Raw genomic sequence first — 21323 nt, 5'->3', positions numbered from 1 at the left:
GTCCGTCCGACCCCTTACGAAAGGGACGCTCCGGTGACCGAGAAGGCCGACCTCACGTCTGTTGATGTCACAGCCGTCCTCGACCGTGCCGCCGCGGGCGGGCGGATCACTGCCGAGGAGGCGCTCGACCTCTACCGCCACGCTCCGCTGCACGCGCTCGGCGCAGCCGCCGACGCCGTACGCCGCCGTCTGTACGCGGGCACCGAGCACATCGCGACGTACATCATCGAGCGCAACATCAACTACACCAACGTGTGCGTCACGGCGTGCAGGTTCTGCGCCTTCTACGCGGCCCCGAAGGACACCGCGAAGGGCTGGACGCGCGACCTCGACGACATCCTGCGCCGCTGCGCGGAGACCGTGGAGCTCGGCGGCACGCAGATCATGTTCCAGGGCGGCCACCACCCCGACTACGGCGTGGAGTACTACGAGCGGCACTTCCGCGCCATCAAGGAGGCCTTCCCCCAGCTGGTGATCCACTCGCTGGGCGCGTCCGAGGTCGAGCACATGGCGCGGATCTCCGGCGTGAGCGTCGAGGAGGCGATCACCCGGATCCACGAGGCAGGTCTCGACTCCTTCGCCGGCGCCGGCGCCGAGCTGCTCCCGGAGCGGCCGCGCAAGGCCATCGCCCCGCTGAAGGAGTCCGGCGAGCGCTGGCTGGAGATCATGGAGGCGGCGCACCGGCTCGGTGTCGAGTCCACCTCCACCATGCTGATGGGCACCGGCGAGACCAACGCCGAGCGCATCGAGCACCTGCGGATGATCCGTGACGTGCAGGACCGCACGGGCGGCTTCCGCGCCTTCATCCCGTACACCTACCAGCCCGAGAACAACCACCTGAAGGGCCGCACCCAGGCGACCCTCTTCGAGTACCTGCGGATGATCGCGATCGCCCGCCTGTTCCTCGACAACGTGCGGCACATCCAGGGCTCCTGGCTCACCACCGGCAAGGACGTCGGCCAGCTGACCCTGCACTACGGCGCCGACGACCTCGGCTCGATCATGCTCGAGGAGAACGTGGTCTCCTCCGCCGGCGCCAAGCACCGCTCCAACCGGCTGGAGATCATCGAGCTGATCCGCAGGGCGGGCCGCGTCCCGGCGCAGCGCTCGACGACGTACGAGCACCTCGTCGTCCACGACGACCCGGCGAACGACCCGGTCGACGACCGCGTGATGTCCCACATCTCGTCCACGGCGATCGCGGGCGGGACGGCACATCCCGAGCTGAAGCTGCTCACGTCCAACTAGGCGCGCCGTGCTGACGATCCACGCGGACTCCAGGGGCCGTGCGCTCGCGGTCGAGGGCGAGTGGATCGTCGCCGCGGGCTCCCTGGAGGAACTCGGCGCCACCCACGCGCACGCGCGGGTGCGCCGCTGGCCCGGCATCCTCACGCCCGGCCTCCTGAACCCCCACGGGACGGAGCTGCTGGAGGAGGCCTACCACCCGGATCCGCGCGAGGCCGACGAACTCGGCACCGAGCCGCTGACCGGGGACGCGCTGGCCGCGCTCGCCCCGGACGACGCCCGCTGGAGCGCGAGCGCCCGGCGCGGGGTCCAGCGGATGCTGGCGCACGGCACGGTCGCGGCCGCCTGCGCGCCCCTGGCCAACCGCGCGGTCCGGGACGCCGTACGGCGCACCGGGCTGGGGGTCGTGGGCCGCCTCGGGCGCCCCGCCGGGACCCCGTCCCTCGACCCGTACGCCTCCGGCCTCCCGGTGGAGTTCCAGCCCGAGCGCGAACGTGGATCCACCGCCCGGTTCGCCGTGTTCGACGTGCGGGACGAGGCGGAGCTGGCCGCACGCGGAGCCGGTACGTGCGTGGCGACCGTCGTGGCCGGACGCCTGGTGTACCGCCGCCGCTGAGCCCGGTGGGCCTCACCCGGCGAGCGCCTCCGCGAACGCCCCCGGAGCCTGCCGCACCCCGCTGCAGTCGGTCGCCGCGTCGTCCCGCGACGCGTCCCCCCGCTCGCACTGCCGGTCCCGGAAGGCCGACCACATCGAGACCCAGGCGATCTCCTTCTCCCGCGCGAAGGAACGCACCTGGGCCGCGTCGGAGAGCGTGAAGGTCTCGCCCGCGACGTCGTTGAGGCCGATCATCGAGGTGAGGGCCATGCCCCTCCAGGCCTCCGCGTCGGACAGGCCGAAGACCTTCTTCAGCTGGGTGTGGGCGGCCTTCGCCGCGGTGACGGCGTAGTCGCCCATGTCGCCGTCGTACGACTCGCCGTAGTTCATCGTCATGATGTCGACGGTGGAGACCTGGACGTCGTGGGTGTTCGCGGACTCCAGCAGGGCCAGGCCGCCGGCGTCGAGGCCGGACGGCATCACGGGGAGCGTGAAGGAGACCCGGAGGCCGGGACGCTCCCGCTGGAGCCGGGCGATCGCCCGCGAGCGCAGGGCGACGGAGGCGGAGTCGGTCAGTTCGTCGCCCTCGATGTCGAAGTCGGCCTGGGAGGAGCCGGCCGCGTCCAGCGCCTCGCCGTACGCCGCGGCCAGTTCGGGCACGCTGCCGCAGGTGGCCGCCAACTCCTTCCCGGAGGCCCCGCCGAAGGAGACGCGCACCGTGGCGCCCGACGCCCTCAGCCGAGCGATCCGGGACCTCACCGCGGCGTCGCCGAGCGCGTGGGCGCCGTCCCACTTCGGAGCGCAGGCGCCGCCGGAGACGACGAAGGCGAGGTTGTACGTCGTCGGGGAGCCCGCGGAGTCGTTGCCGGACGCCGTGGTGGCGCTGACGTAGGGGGCGTAGGAGGTGGGGGAGGTCGCCGCCGCCGGGGACGGGGAGGCGCTGCCCTGCCGGGGTGCCGCCGGTGCCGCGTCCGCCGTGGCGCCGGAACCCGAGGAGCACCCCGTGACGGCCAGGGCGCTCAGGCAGGTGAGCCCGGCCGCCGGCTTCAGGAGACTCCTCATCGCACGTGCACCAGCCCTCGTGATGTCCGTCCCGGGAGCGGGACGGAGCGGGATTCCGGACTGGGAATCTCTCACAGGCGGCCGGGGGCGCGAGCGGCTTTCGGGAGGGTCGGCCGAGGGGACCGTGTCCCTCCATGACGCTGGAGGCCGGTCGAGGGTGCCCCGGCCGGCGGGCGCCCGGTGTGCCCGGCCCTCGGTGCCGTGGGTCCTGCTGTCACAATGGGCCCGTGACCCGCGCATCCCTGGAGAAGCAGCCGCACGAAGTCGCCTCGATGTTCGACGACGTGGCGGAACGGTACGACCTGACCAACGACGTGCTGTCCCTGGGACAGGACCGGCGCTGGCGCAAGGAGGTCGCCAGAGCGGTCGACGCCCGCCCGGCGCAGAAGGTCCTCGACCTCGCCGCCGGCACGGCCACCTCCTCGCTGCCCTTCACCCGCGCCGGCGCCTACGTCGTCCCCTGCGACTTCTCCCTCGGGATGCTCCAGGTCGGAAAGCGGCGCAACGCGTGGCTGCCGTTCACGGCGGGCGACGCGACGAGGCTGCCGTTCAAGGACGACACCTTCGACGCCGTCACCATCTCCTTCGGGCTGCGCAACGTGCAGGAGACGGACACGGCCCTGCGGGAGATGTACCGGGTGACCAAGCCGGGCGGCCGCGTGGTGATCTGCGAGTTCTCGCACCCGACCTGGGCGCCGTTCCGCACCGTCTACACCGAGTACCTGATGCGCGCCCTGCCCCCGGTGGCGCGGGCGGTGTCGTCGAACCCCGACGCGTACGTCTACCTCGCCGAGTCCATCCGCACCTGGCCGAACCAGCCGGCGCTCGCCGAACGGCTGCGCGCGGCGGGCTGGTCGAAGGTCGCCTGGCGCAACCTCAGCGGCGGCATCGTGGCCCTGCACCGCGGCTTCAAGGAGAGCTGAGCGCTCCCGGGCCCACGGGCACCGACCGCCGGCCGGGTGGTGTCAGAGCCCGACGACCGCGAACGGATCGTCGGGTTCGCCGGCCTCGCGCCGGATCCCTCCACTCGGCGGACGCGGCACGCGCGGCTCGCGCACGCCCGCGCCCCCGCCGCCCTCGCCCTCGGCGAGGTCGAACCAGACGGTCACGACAGCACCGCGCGGCACCTCGACGCCCGGCTGCGGGTACTGCCGCACGACGTAGTCGACCACGGTGCGGTGGAAGTCGGGCCGGTCCGGCGCGGTGAGCAGGACGCCCCGCGCGTGAGCCGTCTCGCGCGCGTCCACGGCCATGAGTCCGACCAGGCGCGGTACGCGCACTTCGGGTGTATTGGGCGTTATGTACACAAACGTCACCCCCAGCGGTACTGGAAGGGTAACTCCCGCGGTGCACCGGCCGGAAGCGCTCGGTACCTTTCCGTGACAATCGACTACGGAGAGTCACTCCGTCACAGGTCGAGGCGGTAACAGTGCCCCTTCCGCCGCGACACGGGCGTCAGGAACGTCTCGCCCAGGCTCATGCCCAGCCGCTGCGTCACCGCGATCGAGCGTGCGTTGCGGGCGTCGACCATCGCGACCACGTCCGGCACGCCCGCCGTCCTCAGCCGCTCCAGCGTCATGTGCGCGGCCGTCGTGACGTACCCCTTGCCCCAGTGCTCCCGTCCCAGCCGCCAGCCGATCTCTATCTCGCCCTTCGGCCCCCACTCGTGCGGCCACGGCTGGGCTCCCGTGAATCCGATCACCCGGCCCGACTCGTCGAGCATGGTCCACAGGCAGAAGCCGCGCTCGGCGTCGTGCCGCCGCTGCCGGGCGGTGAGTTCCTCGTAGACCGACAGCGCCGCGGACTTGCCGCCGTGGAACTCCATGACGTCCGGGTCGTCGAAGATCCGGTGCCAGGCGACGGCGTCCTCGTCGGTGGGGACGCGGAGCCGTACGACGGGGAGAGGTCGGTTCACGGGGGCAGCCCTTCAGCCGGGTGATCAATTGTCCTGCATAGACTGCCCATGTCCAGTGCCGGTCGGCACGCAGATTTCGAACCTTGGGGAGATCCCGCCGTGACCGAGCCCCTCTCCGACAACACCGCCGATGTGATCGTCGTGGGCGCGGGGCCAGCCGGCTCCACCACCGCGTACCACCTGGCCCGGTCCGGACTCGACGTACTCCTGCTGGAGAAGACCGAGTTCCCCCGGGAGAAGGTCTGCGGCGACGGACTCACCCCGCGCGCCGTCAAGCAGCTCGTCGCCATGGGCATCGACATCTCCGAGGAGGCCGGCTGGCTGCGCAACAAGGGTCTGCGCATCATCGGCGGCGGCAGCCGTCTCCAGTTGGACTGGCCGGATCTCGCCTCCTTCCCGGACTACGGACTCGTCCGCAAGCGCGACGACTTCGACGAGCAGCTCGCCCGCCAGGCCCAGAAGGCGGGGGCGCGCCTGTACGAGCGCTGCAACGTCTCGGGCCCGATCGTCGACGACCGCACCGGCCGCATCACCGGTGTCACCGCCAAGCTGGGCGAGGAGAAGCGCGAGGTCACCTTCCACGCCCCGCTCGTCGTCGCCGCCGACGGCAACTCCACCCGCCTGTCCCTGGCGATGGGCCTGCACCGCCGCGAGGACCGCCCCATGGGCGTCGCGGTCCGCACGTACTTCACCTCGCCGCGGCACGACGACGACTACCTGGAGTCCTGGCTGGAACTGTGGGACCGCCGTGGTCCCCAGGACCGCCTCCTGCCCGGCTACGGCTGGATCTTCGGTATGGGCGACGGCACCTCGAACGTCGGCCTGGGCGTCCTCAACACCTCCGACTCCTTCAAGGAGCTGGACTGGCGCGAGGTCCTGAAGGCCTGGTGCGCGTCGATGCCGGAGGACTGGGGCTACACCCCGGAGAACATGACCGGCCCGATCCGCGGCGCCGCGCTCCCCATGGCCTTCAACCGCCAGCCGCACTACACCAAGGGCCTGCTGCTCGTCGGCGACGCCGGCGGCCTGGTGAACCCCTTCAACGGCGAGGGCATCGCCTACGCCATGGAGTCCGGGCAGATCGCCGCCGACGTCATCGTCCAGGCACACGCCCGCACGACGCCGGGCCAGCGCGAACTCGCCCTCCAGCGCTACCCGCGCGTCCTGAAGGACACCTACGGCGGCTACTACACGCTGGGCCGCGCCTTCGTGAAGCTCATCGGCAACCCGAAGGTCATGCAGATCGCCACCCAGCGCGGCCTGACCCACCCGGTGCTGATGAAGTTCACCCTCAAGCTGCTCGCCAACCTCACCGACCCTACGGGCGGCGACGCCATGGACCGCATCATCAACGGGCTGAGCAAGGTGGCGCCGAAGGCCTGAGCGACGGCCCCGGCGAAGGCTCGGCGGCGGATGGCCCCGGCGAGGGCCTCAGCGGGGGCCTGAGCGACGACTGGAGGATGCTCCGGGGTGGTCCGGGGCGGAACCTTCCCGGAACTCTCCCGGCCCCTCCCGTGGCCCGGAAGGGGCGCACGCCGGCGAGCGTGCGCCCCTTCGTCGTGCCTCTCCGCTGTGCGCGCCCGCGCTCTGCGTGGCCGCCCTGTGGGTGCCCGCGCCGTGGGTGTCCGCGCTGCGGGCGTCCGCGTCGCGGCGGGCCCCCTGCGCCCCGCCGCGGCTCATGCCGGAAGGGCCGCAGCCCTCGAGCGGCTGCGGCCCTTCACTTCCTACGGCTGTGGGCTGCTCTCAGAGCACCCGGACCGCGCCGGTCGGCGGGTCGTACGACAGCGGCTTCTCGACGACGCCGGAGGACGGGTTCTGCGCGCCGACGAACATGCCGTCGCCGACGTACAGCGCCACGTGGTAGGCGCTGCCCGCGCTGCCCCAGTAGAGGATGTCGCCCGGCTGCAGGTTGGACAGCGAGACGTTGGTGCCCGCGGTGGACTGGTCCTGCGAGACACGCGGCAGGCTGATGCCGGCCTGCTTGAAGGCGGCCTGCATCAGGCCGGAGCAGTCCCAGGAGTTGGGGCCGGTACCGCCGGAGACGTAGGCGTCGCCGATCTGCGCCTTGGCGAAGGCGATGACCGCGGCGGCCGAACCGGTCGCCGTGGAGGAGCTGGGGGTGCTGGAGGTGCTCACCGAGGCGGCGAGCGTCGTCCGCGGGGCGCTGCGCGTCGCGCGCTCGGCGGCGGCCTTGCGGGCGGCCGCCTCGGCCGCCTTCTTCTTGGCCTCCGCCACCTGCTTCGCCTCGGCGAGGTCCGCCTTGGCCTGCTTTGCGGCCTTCGCGGCGGCCGCGTCACGCTCGGCACGAAGCTGGTAGTTCGCGGCAGCCTGCTGGGTGGCGTCCGCGGACTGGGCGACCTGGGCGGCCAGGTCGGCGGTGAGGGTGGGCAGTTCGACGGTCTGCGTCACGGGCTCGGCGGCGTTCGCCGACGAGGCCGACGCGCCGGTCACTGCCAGCGTGCCGAGGACACCGCCGGCAACTCCCGCCCGCATCGCGATTTTCGACGCGCTACGGCGGGGCTTCCGGTGGCTGCGTATGTGAGCGGTGTGGGACATGGGAATAACCGGTACCAGGGGCTCCTTCATATCTTCAAGAAACGTGTGGTGCGCCACATTTGCTCAACGGGCCCCCCAAATCCCCCTCGCCTACGTCCTTATTGACGCCGTAACGGACAATACGGACGCGAGTGATCATGGCTTTGATCATGGTGTTTCGCTGTTACGCCCGAATTGCCCCGCGCCTACCATCGGTTGGGACCGTTGGCCAAGCCCGGTTCTCATGGTCCTCTCATGAGTGTGGCCGAGGTCACGGAACGGTCACCGCGACGAGGGCGTCCCGCGCGGGGTTCCGTCTCGCCGTCGGGGCACCCGGACCGGCCCCCGGCGAGCCGAGGGTCCATGCCGCGCCGGAACGGGATGACATTCCGTCCGCTTTCATGACCTCTGGCGCCGATTCGTCTTGCGTGGCGCCCTGTGTCGAGCGGTTGTCGCGGGAAGCGGCAGCTCCGTCGGGCGTCCACTCAACGTGATGAAGCGAACGCGGAAAGTGCGCGCGCCGATCGTCGCGGCGATGCCTGGTGGCGGTGGTGACGCGCCACCACGCCGGCGCCGTGTGGGTCACGTCGTCGCCGCCATGCCGTCGCCGTCTCGGCGCCGCCCCGAGGTGGGCGCTTGTTCGTGAAGGCACGAACGCGTCCACACCACGGATCGCTTGTCCCTCTGATGTGTGAAAGGCGGCCTCATACCAAGGGCTTGACGTCCCGCGCCACTTTGCGTCGGACGCCGGGCATCTGATAGTGCAGGGCCCCTCTCACCAGCGGAAACGAACAGAAATGTCACTGCTGGTGATCAAGGATGAGCTTCGCGTGTGAAGATCACTGCTCATCCGACTTCATGATCGTTCGTCAGGTGGTGGAGATCACAAAGCTTGTGTAATACCCCGTGTCGCAGATCACAGACCGCCGGGCATAGGATGCGAGGCAGTTGGGCTTGTGACCTGCTTCACATGTTCCCGATCTTTGCCGGAACGGGCGGGATTCGGGGGACGGGTGAGGCCGATGTGAGTCCAGCGCAACCGCCAGCAGTCAGTGCCGACTGAGAGGAGCGAGGAGCGGTGAACGCGTATGCGCCCATCCTCGTACTGGGAGCCCTCGGGGCAGGCTTTGCGATCTTCTCCGTGGTCATGGCCACGCTGATCGGTCCGAAGCGGTACAACCGGGCCAAGCTCGAGGCCTACGAGTGCGGTATCGAGCCGACCCCCACGCCGGCCGGCGGCGGGCGCTTCCCCATCAAGTACTACCTGACGGCGATGCTCTTCATCGTCTTCGACATCGAGATCGTCTTCCTCTACCCGTGGGCCGTCACCTTCGACGCCCTCGGTGTTTTCGGGCTCGTGGAGATGCTGCTCTTCGTGCTCACCGTCTTCGTCGCGTACGCGTACGTATGGCGGCGCGGCGGCCTGGAATGGGACTGAGGGGCCTTTAAAGACATGGGACTCGAAGAAAAGCTGCCGAGCGGTTTCCTGCTGACCACCGTCGAGCAGGCCGCGGGCTGGGTGCGCAAGGCGTCGGTCTTCCCGGCCACCTTCGGCCTCGCCTGCTGCGCGATCGAGATGATGACCACCGGCGCCGGCCGCTACGACCTGGCGCGCTTCGGCATGGAGGTCTTCCGCGGTTCGCCCCGCCAGGCGGACCTGATGATCGTGGCCGGCCGGGTCAGCCAGAAGATGGCGCCGGTGCTGCGGCAGGTCTACGACCAGATGCCCAACCCGAAGTGGGTCATCTCCATGGGTGTCTGCGCCTCCTCGGGCGGCATGTTCAACAACTACGCGATCGTGCAGGGCGTCGACCACATCGTGCCCGTCGACATCTACCTGCCGGGCTGTCCGCCCCGGCCCGAGATGCTGATGGACGCGATCCTCAAGCTCCACCAGAAGATCCAGACCTCCAAGCTCGGCGTGAACGCCGAGGAGGCCGCCCGGGAGGCGGAGGAGGCGGCGCTCAAGGCCCTGCCCACGATCGAGATGAAGGGGCTGCTGCGGTGAGCGACGCACACGGCAACGGCGTGAACGGGTCGAACGGGGTCAACCCCGAGAAGGACCTGGCCGCCGACAACCTCCCCGGCCAGCGCGGCCAGGGCGGCGAGGAGATCCGCGTCCAGCGCGGCATGTTCGGCGCCAACAACGGCGGCGACACCTCCGGCTACGGCGGCCTCGTCCGCTCGGTCCGGCTGCCGGGACCGGCGACCCGGCCCTACGGCGGCTGGTTCGACGAGGTCGCCGACGAACTCGAGGGCGCGCTGGAGGAACAGGGACTCCTGCCCGGCAACGCGATCGAGAAGACGGTCGTCGACCGGGACGAGCTCACCTTCCACATCGAGCGCGAGCACCTCGTCCGCGTGGCCCGCACCCTGCGCGACGACCCGGCCCTGCGCTTCGAGCTGTGCACCGGCGTCAGCGGGGTCCACTACCCGCACGACAAGGGCCGCGAGCTGCACGCCGTCTACCACCTGCGCTCGATCACCCACAACCGGCTGATCCGGCTGGAGGTCAGCGCCCCCGGCGACGACCCGCGCATCCCGTCGCTGGTCCCGGTCTATCCGACGAACGACTGGCACGAGCGCGAGACCTACGACTTCTTCGGGATCGTCTTCGACGGTCACCCGGCCCTGACCCGGATCATGATGCCGGACGACTGGCAGGGCCATCCGCAGCGCAAGGACTACCCGCTCGGCGGCATCCCCGTCGAGTACAAGGGCGCCCAGATCCCGGCTCCGGACCAGCGGAGGTCGTACTCGTGAGCACTCCCAACCCGTCGCCCGGCCACCACCCCTCATCGAGTCCCTCCGGGGCCACCTCCTCGATGGCATCAGCACGTGAGACCACCGAGGGCACCGTCTACACGGTCACCGGTGGCGACTGGGACGAGGTCGTGCAGTCCGCGGCCCGCGCCGACGACGAGCGCATCGTCGTCAACATGGGTCCCCAGCACCCGTCCACCCACGGGGTGCTGCGCCTGATCCTGGAGATCGAGGGCGAGACGGTCACCGAGGCCCGCTGCGGCATCGGCTACCTGCACACCGGCATCGAGAAGAACCTCGAGTACCGCACGTGGACGCAGGGCACCACCTTCGTCACGCGCATGGACTACCTGACGTCCTTCTTCAACGAGACCGCCTACTGCCTCGGCGTCGAGAAGCTCCTCGGCATCGAGGGCCAGATCACCGAGCGGGCCAAGATCATCCGGGTGCTCCTGATGGAGCTGAACCGGCTCTCCTCCCACCTGGTGTGCATCGCCACCGGCGGCATGGAGCTCGGCGCCACCACGATCATGATCTACGGCTTCCGTGATCGTGAAATGATTCTCGACATCTACGAGCTCATCACGGGCCTGCGGATGAACCACGCGTACATCCGGCCCGGCGGACTCGCCCAGGACCTGCCGCCCGGCGCGGTGGACCAGATCCGCGAGTTCGTGAAGAAGATGAAGAAGAACCTCCCGGAGTACGACAAGCTCGCCACCGGGAACCCCATCTTCAAGGCCCGTATGCAGGACATCGGCTACCTCGACCTGGCCGGCTGCATGGCCCTCGGCGCCACCGGCCCGATCCTGCGCTCCACCGGCCTGCCGCACGACCTGCGCAAGGCCCAGCCGTACTGCGACTACGAGACGTACGACTTCGAGATCCCGACCGCCGACACCTGTGACGCCTACGGCCGCTTCCTGGTCCGCCTGGAGGAGATGCGCCAGTCGCTCGGCATCGTCGAACAGTGCCTGGACCGGCTCCAGCCCGGCCCGGTCATGGTCGCCGACAAGAAGATCGCCTGGCCCGCCCAGCTCGCCCTGGGACCGGACGGACTGGGCAACTCCCTCGACCACATCAAGAAGATCATGGGCACCTCCATGGAGGCCCTGATCCACCACTTCAAGCTGGTCACCGAGGGATTCCGCGTACCGGCGGGACAGGCGTACGCGGCGGTCGAGTCACCCAAGGGCGAGCTCGGCGTGCACGTCGTGTCCGACGGCGGCACCCGCCCCTACCGGGTCCACTTCCGCGACCCGTCCTTCACCAACCTGCAGGCCATGGCCGCGATGTGCGAAGGCGGCCAGGTCGCCGACGTCATCGTCGCCGTGGCGTCCATCGACCCCGTGATGGGAGGCGTCGACCGGTGACCACCTCTTCTTCCGAGCGGGGCGTCAGCCTGGGCATGCCCGAACTGCCCGCGCCCGGCTACCCGGACGACGTTCGAGCACGACTCGAGGCCGACGCGCGCGAGATCATCGCCCGCTACCCCGACTCCCGGTCCGCGCTCCTTCCGCTGCTGCACCTGGTGCAGTCGGAGGAGGGGCACGTCACGCGCACCGGGATGCAGTTCTGCGCGGACGTCCTGGACCTCACCACGGCCGAGGTCACCGCCGTCGCGACCTTCTACACCATGTACCGGCGCGGGCCGAGCGGCGACTACCAGGTGGGCGTCTGCACCAACACCCTCTGCGCGGTGATGGGCGGCGACGCGATCTTCGAGTCGCTCCAGGAGCACCTCGGCGTCGGCAACGGCGGGACGACCGAGGACGGCAAGGTCACCCTGGAGCACATCGAGTGCAACGCGGCCTGCGACTTCGCGCCGGTCGTGATGGTCAACTGGGAGTTCTTCGACAACCAGACCCCGGCGACCGCCCGGCGTCTGGTCGACGACCTCCGCGCGGGACGGCCGGTGACGCCGACGCGCGGGGCGCCCCTGTGCACCTTCAAGGAGACCGCCCGGATCCTGGCGGGCTTCCCCGACGAGCGGGAGGGGGCGACCGAGGGCGGCGGCAGCGCCGGACCCGCCTCGCTGGTGGGCCTCCGCCTGGCCAAGGGAGAGACCGCACCCGCGCGCGTGGTCCACCCGCGCGACGGCGGACCGCACGACGAGCCCCAGGACCGGGCCGTGCACGAGCCGTCGCCGAAGGAGCACCTCAGCTCCCACGACGCGCCGCAGGCCACCTCGGCCTCCGACCCGTCCCACCCCGCAGGGCCTACCGCAGAGGAGGGGGAGTGATGACCGTGGCCACCGAAGGTGGGGGCAGCTCCCGCCCGGGCAAGTTCGAGGGCGGGGGAGAGGTCAGCCCCGAGAAGCTGCTCGCACCCGTGCTGTCGGCCTTCTGGGACGAGGACAGGTCCTGGTCGCTGGACGTGTACCGAAGGCACGAGGGGTACGAGGGACTCCGCAAGGCACTCGCCATGTCACCGGACGACGTCATCGCGTACGTCAAGGAATCCGGTCTGCGCGGACGCGGCGGGGCCGGCTTCCCGACCGGAATGAAGTGGCAGTTCATTCCGCAGGGCGATGGAAAACCGCACTATCTGGTTGTCAACGCCGACGAGTCGGAGCCCGGGACCTGCAAGGACATCCCGCTCCTCTTCGCGAACCCGCACAGCCTCATCGAGGGCATCGTCATCGCGTGTTACGCCATCAGGTCGTCGCACGCCTTCATCTATCTGCGGGGTGAAGTCGTCCCCGTACTGCGGCGGTTGCACGCGGCCGTGCGCGAGGCCTACGCGGCGGGCTACCTCGGCGAGAACATCCTGGGCAGCGGACTCGACCTCGAACTCACCGTGCACGCGGGCGCGGGCGCGTACATCTGCGGTGAGGAGACCGCGCTGCTGGACTCGCTCGAAGGCCGCCGTGGTCAACCGCGGCTTCGTCCCCCCTTCCCTGCCGTCGCGGGCCTCTATGCCTGCCCGACTGTGGTGAACAACGTCGAGTCGATCGCGTCGGTTCCCGCGATCCTGAAAAACGGCAAGGACTGGTTCAGGTCGATGGGCAGCGAGAAGTCCCCGGGCTTCACGCTCTACTCGCTCAGCGGCCACGTGGTGAGCCCCGGCCAGTACGAGGCCCCGCTCGGCATCACGCTGCGCCAGCTGCTCGACATGAGCGGGGGCATGCGCCCCGGGCACCGCCTGAAGTTCTGGACGCCCGGCGGCTCCTCGACGCCGATGTTCACCGACGAGCACCTCGACGTCCCCCTCGACTACGAAGGAGTGGGCGCCGCCGGTTCCATGCTCGGCACCAAGGCCCTGCAGTGCTTCGACGAGACCACCTGCGTCGTGCGTGCCGTGACCCGCTGGACCGAGTTCTACGCCCACGAGTCCTGCGGCAAGTGCACACCCTGCCGCGAAGGCACCTACTGGCTCGTCCAGTTGCTGCGCGACATCGAGGCGGGCAAGGGCGCCATGTCCGACCTCGACAAGCTCGCCGACATCGCGGACAACATCAACGGCAAGGCCTTCTGCGCCCTCGGCGACGGTGCCGCCTCGCCGATCTTCTCCTCGCTCAAGTACTTCCGCGAGGAGTACGAGCAGCACATCACGGGCCGGGGCTGCCCCTTCGACCCGGCAAAGTCGACGGCCTGGGCCGACCGCCCGGAGGTGAACGCATGACCGTGACCACCAGCGCCTCCACCGGAGGGGGAGAGGCGGCGGTCCCGCCGGAGGACCTCGTCACGCTGACGATCGACGGCATCGAGATCAGCGTGCCCAAGGGCACCCTGGTCATCCGCGCCGCCGAGCAGCTCGGCATCGAGATCCCCCGCTTCTGCGACCATCCCCTCCTCGACCCGGCCGGCGCCTGCCGCCAGTGCATCGTCGAGGTCGAGGGCCAGCGCAAGCCCATGGCGTCCTGCACGATCACGTGCACGGACGGGATGGTGGTGAAGACCCAGCTCACCTCGCCGGTCGCCGAGAAGGCCCAGCACGGCGTGATGGAGTTCCTCCTCATCAACCACCCGCTGGACTGCCCGGTCTGCGACAAGGGCGGCGAGTGCCCGCTGCAGAACCAGGCGATGTCGCACGGCAACGCAGAATCCCGGTTCGACGGCCGCAAGCGGACGTACGAGAAGCCCGTGCCGATCTCCACGCAGGTGCTGCTCGACCGGGAGCGGTGCGTGCTGTGCGCCCGGTGCACCCGCTTCTCCAACCAGATCGCGGGCGACCCGATGATCGAGCTGCTGGAGCGGGGCGCGCTGCAGCAGGTCGGCACCGGCGAGGGCGACCCGTTCGAGTCGTACTTCTCCGGCAACACCATCCAGATCTGCCCGGTCGGCGCGCTCACCTCGGCGGCGTACCGCTTCCGCTCCCGCCCCTTCGACCTCGTCTCCTCGCCCTCGGTCTGCGAGCACTGCTCGGGCGGCTGCGCCACCCGCACCGACCACCGGCGCGGCAAGGTCATGCGGCGGCTCGCCGAGAACGACCCCGAGGTCAACGAGGAGTGGATCTGCGACAAGGGACGCTTCGCGTTCCGGTACGCGCAGATGAAGGACCGGCTCCAGACGCCGTTGGTGCGCAACGCCGAGGGCGTCCTGGAACCCGCGTCCTGGCCGGAGGCCCTGCAGATCGCCGCGCAGGGGCTGCTCGCCTCGCGCGGCCGCACCGGTGTCCTCACCGGCGGCCGGCTCACCGTCGAGGACGCCTACGCCTACAGCAAGTTCGCGCGCGTGGCGCTCGACACCAACGACATCGACTTCCGCGCGCGTGTGCACAGCGGTGAGGAGGCCGACTTCCTGGCCGCCCGGGTCGCCGGACGCGGGAGGGACGTCGACGGTACGGGCGTCACGTACACCTCGCTGGAGAAGGCGCCCGCCGTCCTGCTGGTCGGCTTCGAGTCGGAGGAGGAGGCGCCCGGCGTCTTCCTGCGGCTGCGCAAGGCATGGCGGGGCCACGGCCAGCAGGTGTTCGCGCTCGCCACGCACGCGACCCGGGGCCTGGAGAAGGCGGGCGGCACCCTGCTGCCGGCCGCGCCCGGCACCGAGACCGAGTGGCTGGACGCGCTCGCGAGCGGCGTCGGCCTGGAGGACGGCGGCGCGCAGGCCGCTCAGGCGCTGCGCGGCGAGGGCGCGGTCATCGTCGTCGGTGAGCGGCTGACCGGTGTGGCGGGCGGTCTGACCGCCGCGGTACGGGCCGCGTCCGCGACCGGCGCCCACCTGGTGTGGATCCCGCGCCGGGCGGGCGAGCGCGGCGCCGTCGAGGCGGGCGCGCTGCCCTCGCTGCTGCCGGGCGGACGGCCCGCGACCGACCCGCGCGCGCGGGAGGAGGTCGCCGCCGTGTGGGGCGTCGCCGATCTGCCGCACCGCTACGGCCGCGACACCGGCCAGATCGTCGAGGCCGCCGCGCAGGGCGACCTGCAGGCGCTGCTCGTGGCCGGCGTGGAAATCGCCGACCTGCCCGATCCGGCACGCGCGCGTGAGGCACTGGCCGAGGCCGGCTTCCTGGTGTCGCTGGAGCTGCGGCCCAGCGAGGTCACCGAACACGCCGACGTCGTCCTGCCGGTCGCGGCCGTCGCCGAGAAGGCCGGCACGTTCCTCGACTGGGAGGGCCGGGTGCGCCCCTTCGAGGCCGCGCTCAAGCCCGACCAGATGACCCGCCGGGTGTCGCCCTCCGACGCGCGCGTGCTGCAGATGCTGGCCGACGCCATGGACGTCCACCTGGGTCTGCCGGACCTGCGGACCGTGCACAGGGAACTGGACCGGCTCGGCGCCTGGGACGGCCCGCGCGCCACGGACCCGCTGGAGACGTCGGGCGTGCTCCCGCGGCCCGCCGCGGGGGAGGCCGTGCTCGCCGGGCACCGGCTGCTCCTCGACCGGGGAGTCCTCCAGGAGGGCGACGAGGCGCTCGCCGGGACGCGGCACGCCGCCCACGCGCGCCTGTCGGCCGCCACGGCCGCCGAGGCGGGCGTCGAGGACGGCGACCTCATCGCCGTGACCGGCCCCGCCGGGACGGTCGAACTCCCGCTGCACATCACCGAGATGCCCGACCGGGTGGTCTGGCTCCCGCTGAACTCCGTCGGCGGGGGCGTCGCCTCCGACACCGGCGCACTGCCCGGCTCCCTCGTCCGCATCGGACCGGCGACCGTCGCCGGCGAGGCCCCCAAGGAGGTGGAGGCATGAGCCCGTACCTCGCCGCTGAAAACCTCTCGATGTTCGGCACCGATCCGTGGTGGCTGGTCGTCATCAAGGCGGTGTTCTGCTTCGCCTTCCTGATGATCACGGTGCTGTTCTCCATCGTCTGGGAGCGCAAGGTCGTCGCCTGGATGCAGCTGCGCATCGGCCCCAACCGGCACGGCCCCTGGGGCATGCTCCAGTCCCTCGCCGACGGCGTGAAGCTGATGCTCAAGGAGGACCTCGTCGTCAAGCGCGCGGACAAGGCGGTGTACGTCCTCGCGCCGATCGTCGCGGCCATCCCGGCCTTCATGGCGATCGCGGTGATCCCCTTCGGGCCCGCGGACAACGAGATCTCGATCTTCGGGCACCGCACCGCGATGCAGCTGACCGACCTGCCGATCGCGATGCTCTACATCCTCGCGGTCGCCTCCGTCGGCATCTACGGCATCGTGCTGGCGGGCTGGAGTTCCGGATCCACCTACCCGCTGCTGGGCGGCCTGCGCTCCTGCGCGCAGATGATCTCGTACGAGATCGCCATGGGCGCCGCGTTCGCCTCGGTGTTCCTGTACTCGGGGTCGATGTCGACCTCGACGATCGTCCAACAGCAGCACGACCGCTGGTACATCCTGCTGCTGCCGGTCTCCTTCATCCTCTACATCGTCACCATGGTCGGCGAGACCAACCGCGCCCCCTTCGACATGCCGGAGTCCGAGGGCGACCTGGTCGGCGGCTTCAACACCGAGTACTCGTCGATCAAGTTCGCGATGTTCATGCTCGCCGAGTACGTCAACATGGTGACCGTCTCGGCCGTGTCGACCACGCTCTTCCTGGGCGGCTGGCGGGCACCCTGGCCGATCAGCGGCTTCTGGGCGGGCGCCAACCACGGCTGGTGGCCGCTGCTCTGGTTCGTGATCAAGGTCCAGCTGCTGCTGTTCTTCTTCATCTGGCTGCGCGGCACGCTCCCGCGGGTCCGCTACGACCAGCTGATGAAGCTCGGCTGGAAGGTCCTCATCCCGGTCTCCGTGACCTGGCTGATGCTCGTCGCGACCGTGCGGACCCTGCGCAACGAGCACTACGACTTCGCCGACGTCGCGCTCTACGTCGGCGGCGGCGTCCTGGCCCTGCTGCTCCTGTCCTTCGTCGCCGACATGTTCCGCGAGAAGGCGAAGAAGGCCGAGCCGCCCGCCGAGGAACCGGCCGCCTTCGACCCGATGGCCGGAGGGTTCCCCGTACCGCCGCTGCCGGGGCAGGACCTGCCCTCGGTGCCGCGCCGGCGTCCGCGCCGGGAGCGGGAGCTGATTGTCAGTGGTGGGTCTGATACTGAGAGTGACGGATCTCTGGATGGAAAGGAGGCGTCCGATGGCTGAGGAGCCCAAGGAGACCAAGCCCGGTTTCCTGAACCCCGTGGCCGGCTTCGGCGTGACCTTCAAGGCCATGTTCAAGAAGCGGCTGACCGAGCAGTACCCGGAGCAGAAGAAGACCACGGCTCCGCGCTTCCACGGACGGCACCAGCTCAACCGCCATCCGGACGGCCTGGAGAAGTGCGTCGGCTGCGAACTGTGCGCCTGGGCCTGCCCCGCCGACGCCATCTACGTCGAGGGCGCCGACAACACCGACGAGGAGCGCTACTCGCCGGGCGAACGGTACGGCCGCGTCTACCAGATCAACTACGCCCGCTGCATCCTGTGCGGCCTGTGCATCGAGGCGTGCCCCACGCGCGCGCTGACGATGACGAACGAGTTCGAGTTGGCCGACTCCAGCCGGGCCAACCTCATCTACACCAAGGAACAGCTGCTCGCCGGTCTCGACGAGGGCATGGTCGACACGCCGCACGCGATCTTCCCGGGGATGGACGAGCAGGACTACTACCGCGGCCTGGTCACGGAGTCCGCGCCCGGCACGGTGCGCCAGGTCGCCGTCTCCAAGGGGGAGCAGCCTCACATGGCGGGCCCCTCGGGCGCCGCGCGGGAACAGGGGGCCGACGCATGAGCCCACAGCTCGCCGCCTACACCACCTCCACCGGCGAGGCCTTCCAGTTCTGGGTCCTCGGCACCGTGGCGGTGATCGGCGCCCTGTGCACCGTCTTCATGAAGAAGGCCGTCCACAGCGCGCTCTGCCTGGCCGGCACCATGATCGTCCTGGCGGTGTTCTACCTCGCCAACGGCGCCTACTTCCTCGGCATCGTGCAGATCGTCGTCTACACCGGCGCGATCATGATGCTCTTCCTGTTCGTGGTGATGCTCGTCGGCGTCACGGCCGCGGACTCCCTCAAGGAGACCATCAAGGGCCAGCGCTGGCTGGCCCTTCTCTGCGGGCTCGGCTTCGGGGTCCTGCTGCTCGGCGGGATCGCCAACGCCTCCCTCAAGGAGTTCGACGGCATCGGCAGGGCGAACGCCGGCGGCAACGTGGAGGGTCTGGCGGCCCTCATCTTCACCAAGTACGTCTTCGCCTTCGAGATCACCGGCGCCCTGCTGATCACGGCCGCGGTCGGCGCCATGGTGCTCACCCACCGCGAGCGCACCGAGCGGGCCCGGACCCAGCGCGAGCTGTCCGAGCAGCGCGTCCGCGACGGCAAGCACGTACCGCCGCTGCCGGCGCCCGGTGTGTACGCCCGGCACAACGCGGTGGACATCGCGGGCCTGCTGCCCGACGGCACCCCGTCCGAGCTCACGGTCAGCAAGACGCTGCGCGAGCGCGGCCAGATCCGCGACGTGTCGGCCGCGGCGCTCAACGACCTGCGGGCCCTGGAGCAGCGCGCCGAGGAGCGCCTGGAGCGGGCCGAGATCGAGCCGGCGACGTTCAAGCGGCCCGAGGAGGCGTCGAAGTGAACCCGGTCAACTACCTCTATCTCGCCGCCCTGCTGTTCACGATCGGCGCCACCGGTGTGCTGATCCGGCGCAACGCCATCGTGGTCTTCATGTGCATCGAGCTGATGCTGAACGCGTGCAACCTCGCGTTCGTCGTCTTCTCCCGGATGCACGGCAACCTCGACGGCCAGATCATCGCCTTCTTCACGATGGTCGTCGCCGCAGCGGAGGTCGTGGTCGGGCTCGCGATCATCGTGTCGCTGTTCCGTTCCCGCCACTCGGCCTCGGTCGACGACGCCAGCCTGATGAAGCTGTAAGGGGTCGGAAGAATCGTGGACAACCTGATTGCGCTGCTCATCGCGGCGCCCCTGCTCGGAGCGGCCGTCCTCCTGGTCGGCGGCCGGCGTCTCGACGCCGTGGGCCACTGGCTCGGCACGCTCCTGTCGGCCGCCTCCTTCGTGATCGGCCTGGTCCTCTTCGCCGACCTGCTCGGCAAGGACCCCGAACAGCGCACCCTGATCCAGCACCTCTTCACCTGGATCCCCGTCGAGAGCTTCCAGGCGGACGTCACCTTCCGCCTCGACCAGCTGTCGATGACGTTCGTGCTGCTGATCACCGGCGTCGGCTCGCTGATCCACCTGTACTCGGTCGGGTACATGGAGCACGACGAGCGCCGGCGCCGCTTCTTCGGCTATCTGAACCTGTTCCTCGCGGCGATGCTGCTGCTCGTCCTCGCCGACAACTACCTGCTGCTGTACGTCGGCTGGGAGGGCGTCGGTCTCGCCTCCTACCTGCTGATCGGCTTCTGGCAGCACAAGCCCAGCGCGGCCACCGCGGCGAAGAAGGCCTTCCTGGTCAACCGCGTCGGCGACATGGGCCTGTCGATCGCGATCATGCTGATGTTCACGACGTTCGGGTCTTTCGCCTTCGGGCCGGTGTTCGGCCACGTCGGCGACACCTCCGAGGGCAGGCTCACCGCCATCGGCCTGATGCTGCTGCTCGCCGCCTGCGGCAAGTCCGCCCAGGTGCCGCTGCAGTCCTGGCTCGGGGACGCGATGGAGGGCCCGACCCCGGTCTCCGCCCTCATCCACGCGGCCACCATGGTGACCGCGGGCGTCTACCTGATCGTCCGCTCCGCCGCGATCTTCAACCTCGCCCCCGACGCACAGCTCGTCGTCACCGTCGTCGGCGCCGTCACGCTCCTGTTCGGTGCGATCGTCGGTTGCGCGAAGGACGACATCAAGAAGGCGCTGGCCGGCTCGACCATGTCGCAGATCGGCTACATGGTGCTCGCCGCGGGACTCGGCCCCATCGGCTACGTCTTCGCGATCATGCACCTGGTGACGCACGGCTTCTTCAAGGCCGGGCTGTTCCTCGGCGCCGGTTCGGTCATGCACGGCATGAACGACGAGGTGGACATGCGCCGTTACGGCGGCCTGCGCAAGTACATGCCGATCACGTTCATCACCTTCGGCCTCGGCTACCTCGCCATCATCGGCTTCCCGTTCCTGTCCGGCTTCTACTCCAAGGACGCGATCATCGAGGCGGCCTTCGCCAAGGGCGGCACCCAGGGCTGGATCCTCGGCGGCACGGCCCTCCTCGGCGCGGCCATCACCGCGTACTACATGACGCGCGTGATGCTGATGACCTTCTTCGGGGAGGAGCGCTGGAGGAACCGGCCGACCCCCTCCCCGGCCGAGCCCGGGGTGGAACCGGCGGCCGAGGAGCACGGCGAGCACGCCGTACCCCACCCGCACGAGTCGCCCAAGGTCATGACGATCCCCATGATCGTGCTGGCCGTCGGATCGGTCTTCGCCGGCTTCTTCTTCCACCTCGGCGACCGCTTCCTGCACTGGCTGGAGCCGGTCACCGGGCACAGTGAGGGGAACTCGCCGGTCAGTGCGCTGACGGTCACCGGCGCCACCGTGGTCTGCCTGGTCGTCGGCGTCGCCATCGCCTACGCCCAGTACGGCCGCAAGGCGGTCCCGGCCGTCGCCCCGCGCGGGTCGCTGCTCACCCGGGCCGCCCGGCGCGACCTGCTCCAGGACGACTTCAACCACGTCGTCCTCGTCCGCGGCGGCGAGCACCTGACGCGGTCCCTGGTGTACGTCGACCACACCCTGGTCGACGGCGTCGTCAACGGCACGGCGGCCTCGGTGGGCGGCCTGTCCGGACGGATGCGCCGGCTGCAGAACGGCTTCGCGCGCTCCTACGCGGTCTCGATGTTCGGCGGTGCGGCACTCCTCGTCGCCGCGACCCTGCTGATGAGGGCGGTCTGATAC

At 70.2% G+C, this 21323-nt stretch carries 20 protein-coding genes; 16 read left to right on the top strand and 4 right to left on the bottom strand.

Annotated elements, in window-relative coordinates; genetic code table 11:
- The first annotated feature begins 33 nt into the window (after positions 1 to 33).
- Together mqnC and ACIPM1_RS22540 are read left to right on the top strand one after the other, a co-directional pair.
- Positions 34 to 1248 carry a cyclic dehypoxanthinyl futalosine synthase gene (mqnC, locus tag ACIPM1_RS22545; RefSeq protein WP_402437323.1) on the top strand — a complete coding sequence of 405 codons (1215 nt, stop codon included), beginning with the start codon at positions 34 to 36 and terminating at the stop codon, positions 1246 to 1248.
- 7 nt (positions 1249 to 1255) lie between these two features.
- Entirely contained in the window at positions 1256 to 1861 is a 606-nt protein-coding gene (locus ACIPM1_RS22540; protein ID WP_402437321.1) for a hypothetical protein, read from the top strand.
- 12 nt (positions 1862 to 1873) lie between these two features.
- On the opposite strand, the gene ACIPM1_RS22535 is transcribed toward ACIPM1_RS22540, so the two are convergent.
- The gene (locus ACIPM1_RS22535) at positions 1874 to 2902 is read right to left on the bottom strand and encodes a chitinase (protein ID WP_402437319.1); all 1029 of its coding nucleotides are present in this window, start codon (positions 2900 to 2902) and stop codon (positions 1874 to 1876) included.
- Between the two features lie 227 nt (positions 2903 to 3129).
- Here ACIPM1_RS22535 and ACIPM1_RS22530 point away from each other — a divergent pair, with 227 nt between their 5' ends.
- On the top strand, positions 3130 to 3825 hold the full coding sequence (locus tag ACIPM1_RS22530; RefSeq protein ID WP_402437317.1) for a demethylmenaquinone methyltransferase: 696 nt from the start codon (positions 3130 to 3132) through the stop codon (positions 3823 to 3825).
- Between the two features lie 42 nt (positions 3826 to 3867).
- On the opposite strand, the gene ACIPM1_RS22525 is transcribed toward ACIPM1_RS22530, so the two are convergent.
- Together ACIPM1_RS22525 and ACIPM1_RS22520 are read right to left on the bottom strand one after the other, a co-directional pair.
- Complete coding sequence (locus ACIPM1_RS22525; protein ID WP_392190631.1) at positions 3868 to 4182, bottom strand: PASTA domain-containing protein; 315 nt, start codon at positions 4180 to 4182, stop codon at positions 3868 to 3870.
- Between the two features lie 128 nt (positions 4183 to 4310).
- A complete protein-coding gene (locus tag ACIPM1_RS22520) occupies positions 4311 to 4817 on the bottom strand; it encodes a GNAT family N-acetyltransferase (RefSeq protein WP_356194251.1) in 507 nt (168 codons plus the stop codon).
- A 48-nt stretch (positions 4818 to 4865) separates the two neighbouring features.
- Between ACIPM1_RS22520 and ACIPM1_RS22515 the strand changes: the two genes are divergently transcribed.
- On the top strand, positions 4866 to 6200 hold the full coding sequence (locus ACIPM1_RS22515) for a geranylgeranyl reductase family protein (RefSeq protein ID WP_402437314.1): 1335 nt from the start codon (positions 4866 to 4868) through the stop codon (positions 6198 to 6200).
- Positions 6201 to 6560: 360 nt separating this feature from the next.
- On the opposite strand, the gene ACIPM1_RS22510 is transcribed toward ACIPM1_RS22515, so the two are convergent.
- Positions 6561 to 7373: a C40 family peptidase gene (locus tag ACIPM1_RS22510; RefSeq protein WP_402437312.1), complete on the bottom strand. Its 813-nt coding sequence runs from the start codon at positions 7371 to 7373 to the stop codon at positions 6561 to 6563.
- Positions 7374 to 8430: 1057 nt separating this feature from the next.
- On the opposite strand from ACIPM1_RS22510, the gene ACIPM1_RS22505 reads away from it, so the two are divergent.
- The 12 genes from ACIPM1_RS22505 (at position 8431) to nuoL (ending at position 21320) form a co-directional block, all read left to right on the top strand.
- The gene (locus tag ACIPM1_RS22505; RefSeq protein WP_007383963.1) at positions 8431 to 8790 is read left to right on the top strand and encodes an NADH-quinone oxidoreductase subunit A; all 360 of its coding nucleotides are present in this window, start codon (positions 8431 to 8433) and stop codon (positions 8788 to 8790) included.
- A gap of 15 nt (positions 8791 to 8805) precedes the next feature.
- The gene (locus tag ACIPM1_RS22500; RefSeq protein WP_003998928.1) at positions 8806 to 9360 is read left to right on the top strand and encodes an NADH-quinone oxidoreductase subunit B family protein; all 555 of its coding nucleotides are present in this window, start codon (positions 8806 to 8808) and stop codon (positions 9358 to 9360) included.
- Complete coding sequence (locus ACIPM1_RS22495; protein WP_402437309.1) at positions 9357 to 10115, top strand: NADH-quinone oxidoreductase subunit C; 759 nt, start codon at positions 9357 to 9359, stop codon at positions 10113 to 10115. The genes ACIPM1_RS22500 and ACIPM1_RS22495 overlap by 4 nt, the downstream gene beginning before the upstream one ends.
- A gap of 62 nt (positions 10116 to 10177) precedes the next feature.
- Positions 10178 to 11488, top strand: coding sequence for an NADH-quinone oxidoreductase subunit D (locus ACIPM1_RS22490; protein WP_402437307.1), 1311 nt, complete (start codon positions 10178 to 10180; stop codon positions 11486 to 11488).
- Positions 11485 to 12357 (top strand): NADH-quinone oxidoreductase subunit NuoE, encoded by an 873-nt coding sequence (nuoE, locus tag ACIPM1_RS22485; RefSeq protein ID WP_402437305.1) that lies wholly within the window; start codon positions 11485 to 11487, stop codon positions 12355 to 12357. Before ACIPM1_RS22490 ends, nuoE begins: the two co-directional genes overlap by 4 nt.
- Positions 12354 to 13739 carry an NADH-quinone oxidoreductase subunit NuoF gene (gene nuoF, locus ACIPM1_RS22480; RefSeq protein ID WP_402437303.1) on the top strand — a complete coding sequence of 462 codons (1386 nt, stop codon included), beginning with the start codon at positions 12354 to 12356 and terminating at the stop codon, positions 13737 to 13739. Before nuoE ends, nuoF begins: the two co-directional genes overlap by 4 nt.
- Positions 13736 to 16240 (top strand): NADH-quinone oxidoreductase subunit G, encoded by a 2505-nt coding sequence (locus ACIPM1_RS22475; protein WP_402437301.1) that lies wholly within the window; start codon positions 13736 to 13738, stop codon positions 16238 to 16240. Before nuoF ends, ACIPM1_RS22475 begins: the two co-directional genes overlap by 4 nt.
- Positions 16237 to 17601, top strand: coding sequence for an NADH-quinone oxidoreductase subunit NuoH (gene nuoH / locus ACIPM1_RS22470; RefSeq protein WP_402437299.1), 1365 nt, complete (start codon positions 16237 to 16239; stop codon positions 17599 to 17601). The genes ACIPM1_RS22475 and nuoH overlap by 4 nt, the downstream gene beginning before the upstream one ends.
- Entirely contained in the window at positions 17594 to 18223 is a 630-nt protein-coding gene (gene nuoI, locus ACIPM1_RS22465; RefSeq protein WP_356194229.1) for an NADH-quinone oxidoreductase subunit NuoI, read from the top strand. The genes nuoH and nuoI overlap by 8 nt, the downstream gene beginning before the upstream one ends.
- Positions 18220 to 19062, top strand: a complete 843-nt coding sequence (locus ACIPM1_RS22460; RefSeq protein WP_402437297.1) for an NADH-quinone oxidoreductase subunit J — start codon at positions 18220 to 18222, stop codon at positions 19060 to 19062. Before nuoI ends, ACIPM1_RS22460 begins: the two co-directional genes overlap by 4 nt.
- Positions 19059 to 19358 (top strand): NADH-quinone oxidoreductase subunit NuoK, encoded by a 300-nt coding sequence (gene nuoK / locus ACIPM1_RS22455; protein ID WP_009190046.1) that lies wholly within the window; start codon positions 19059 to 19061, stop codon positions 19356 to 19358. Before ACIPM1_RS22460 ends, nuoK begins: the two co-directional genes overlap by 4 nt.
- Positions 19359 to 19373: 15 nt before the next feature.
- On the top strand, positions 19374 to 21320 hold the full coding sequence (nuoL, locus tag ACIPM1_RS22450) for an NADH-quinone oxidoreductase subunit L (protein WP_402437294.1): 1947 nt from the start codon (positions 19374 to 19376) through the stop codon (positions 21318 to 21320).
- Positions 21321 to 21323: the final 3 nt, after the last annotated feature.

Origin of the sequence: Streptomyces sp. NPDC086766 (assembly GCF_044746005.1) — a bacterium.
GTDB lineage: Bacteria > Actinomycetota > Actinomycetes > Streptomycetales > Streptomycetaceae > Streptomyces.
This window is presented reverse-complemented; position numbering and strand designations above follow the sequence as displayed.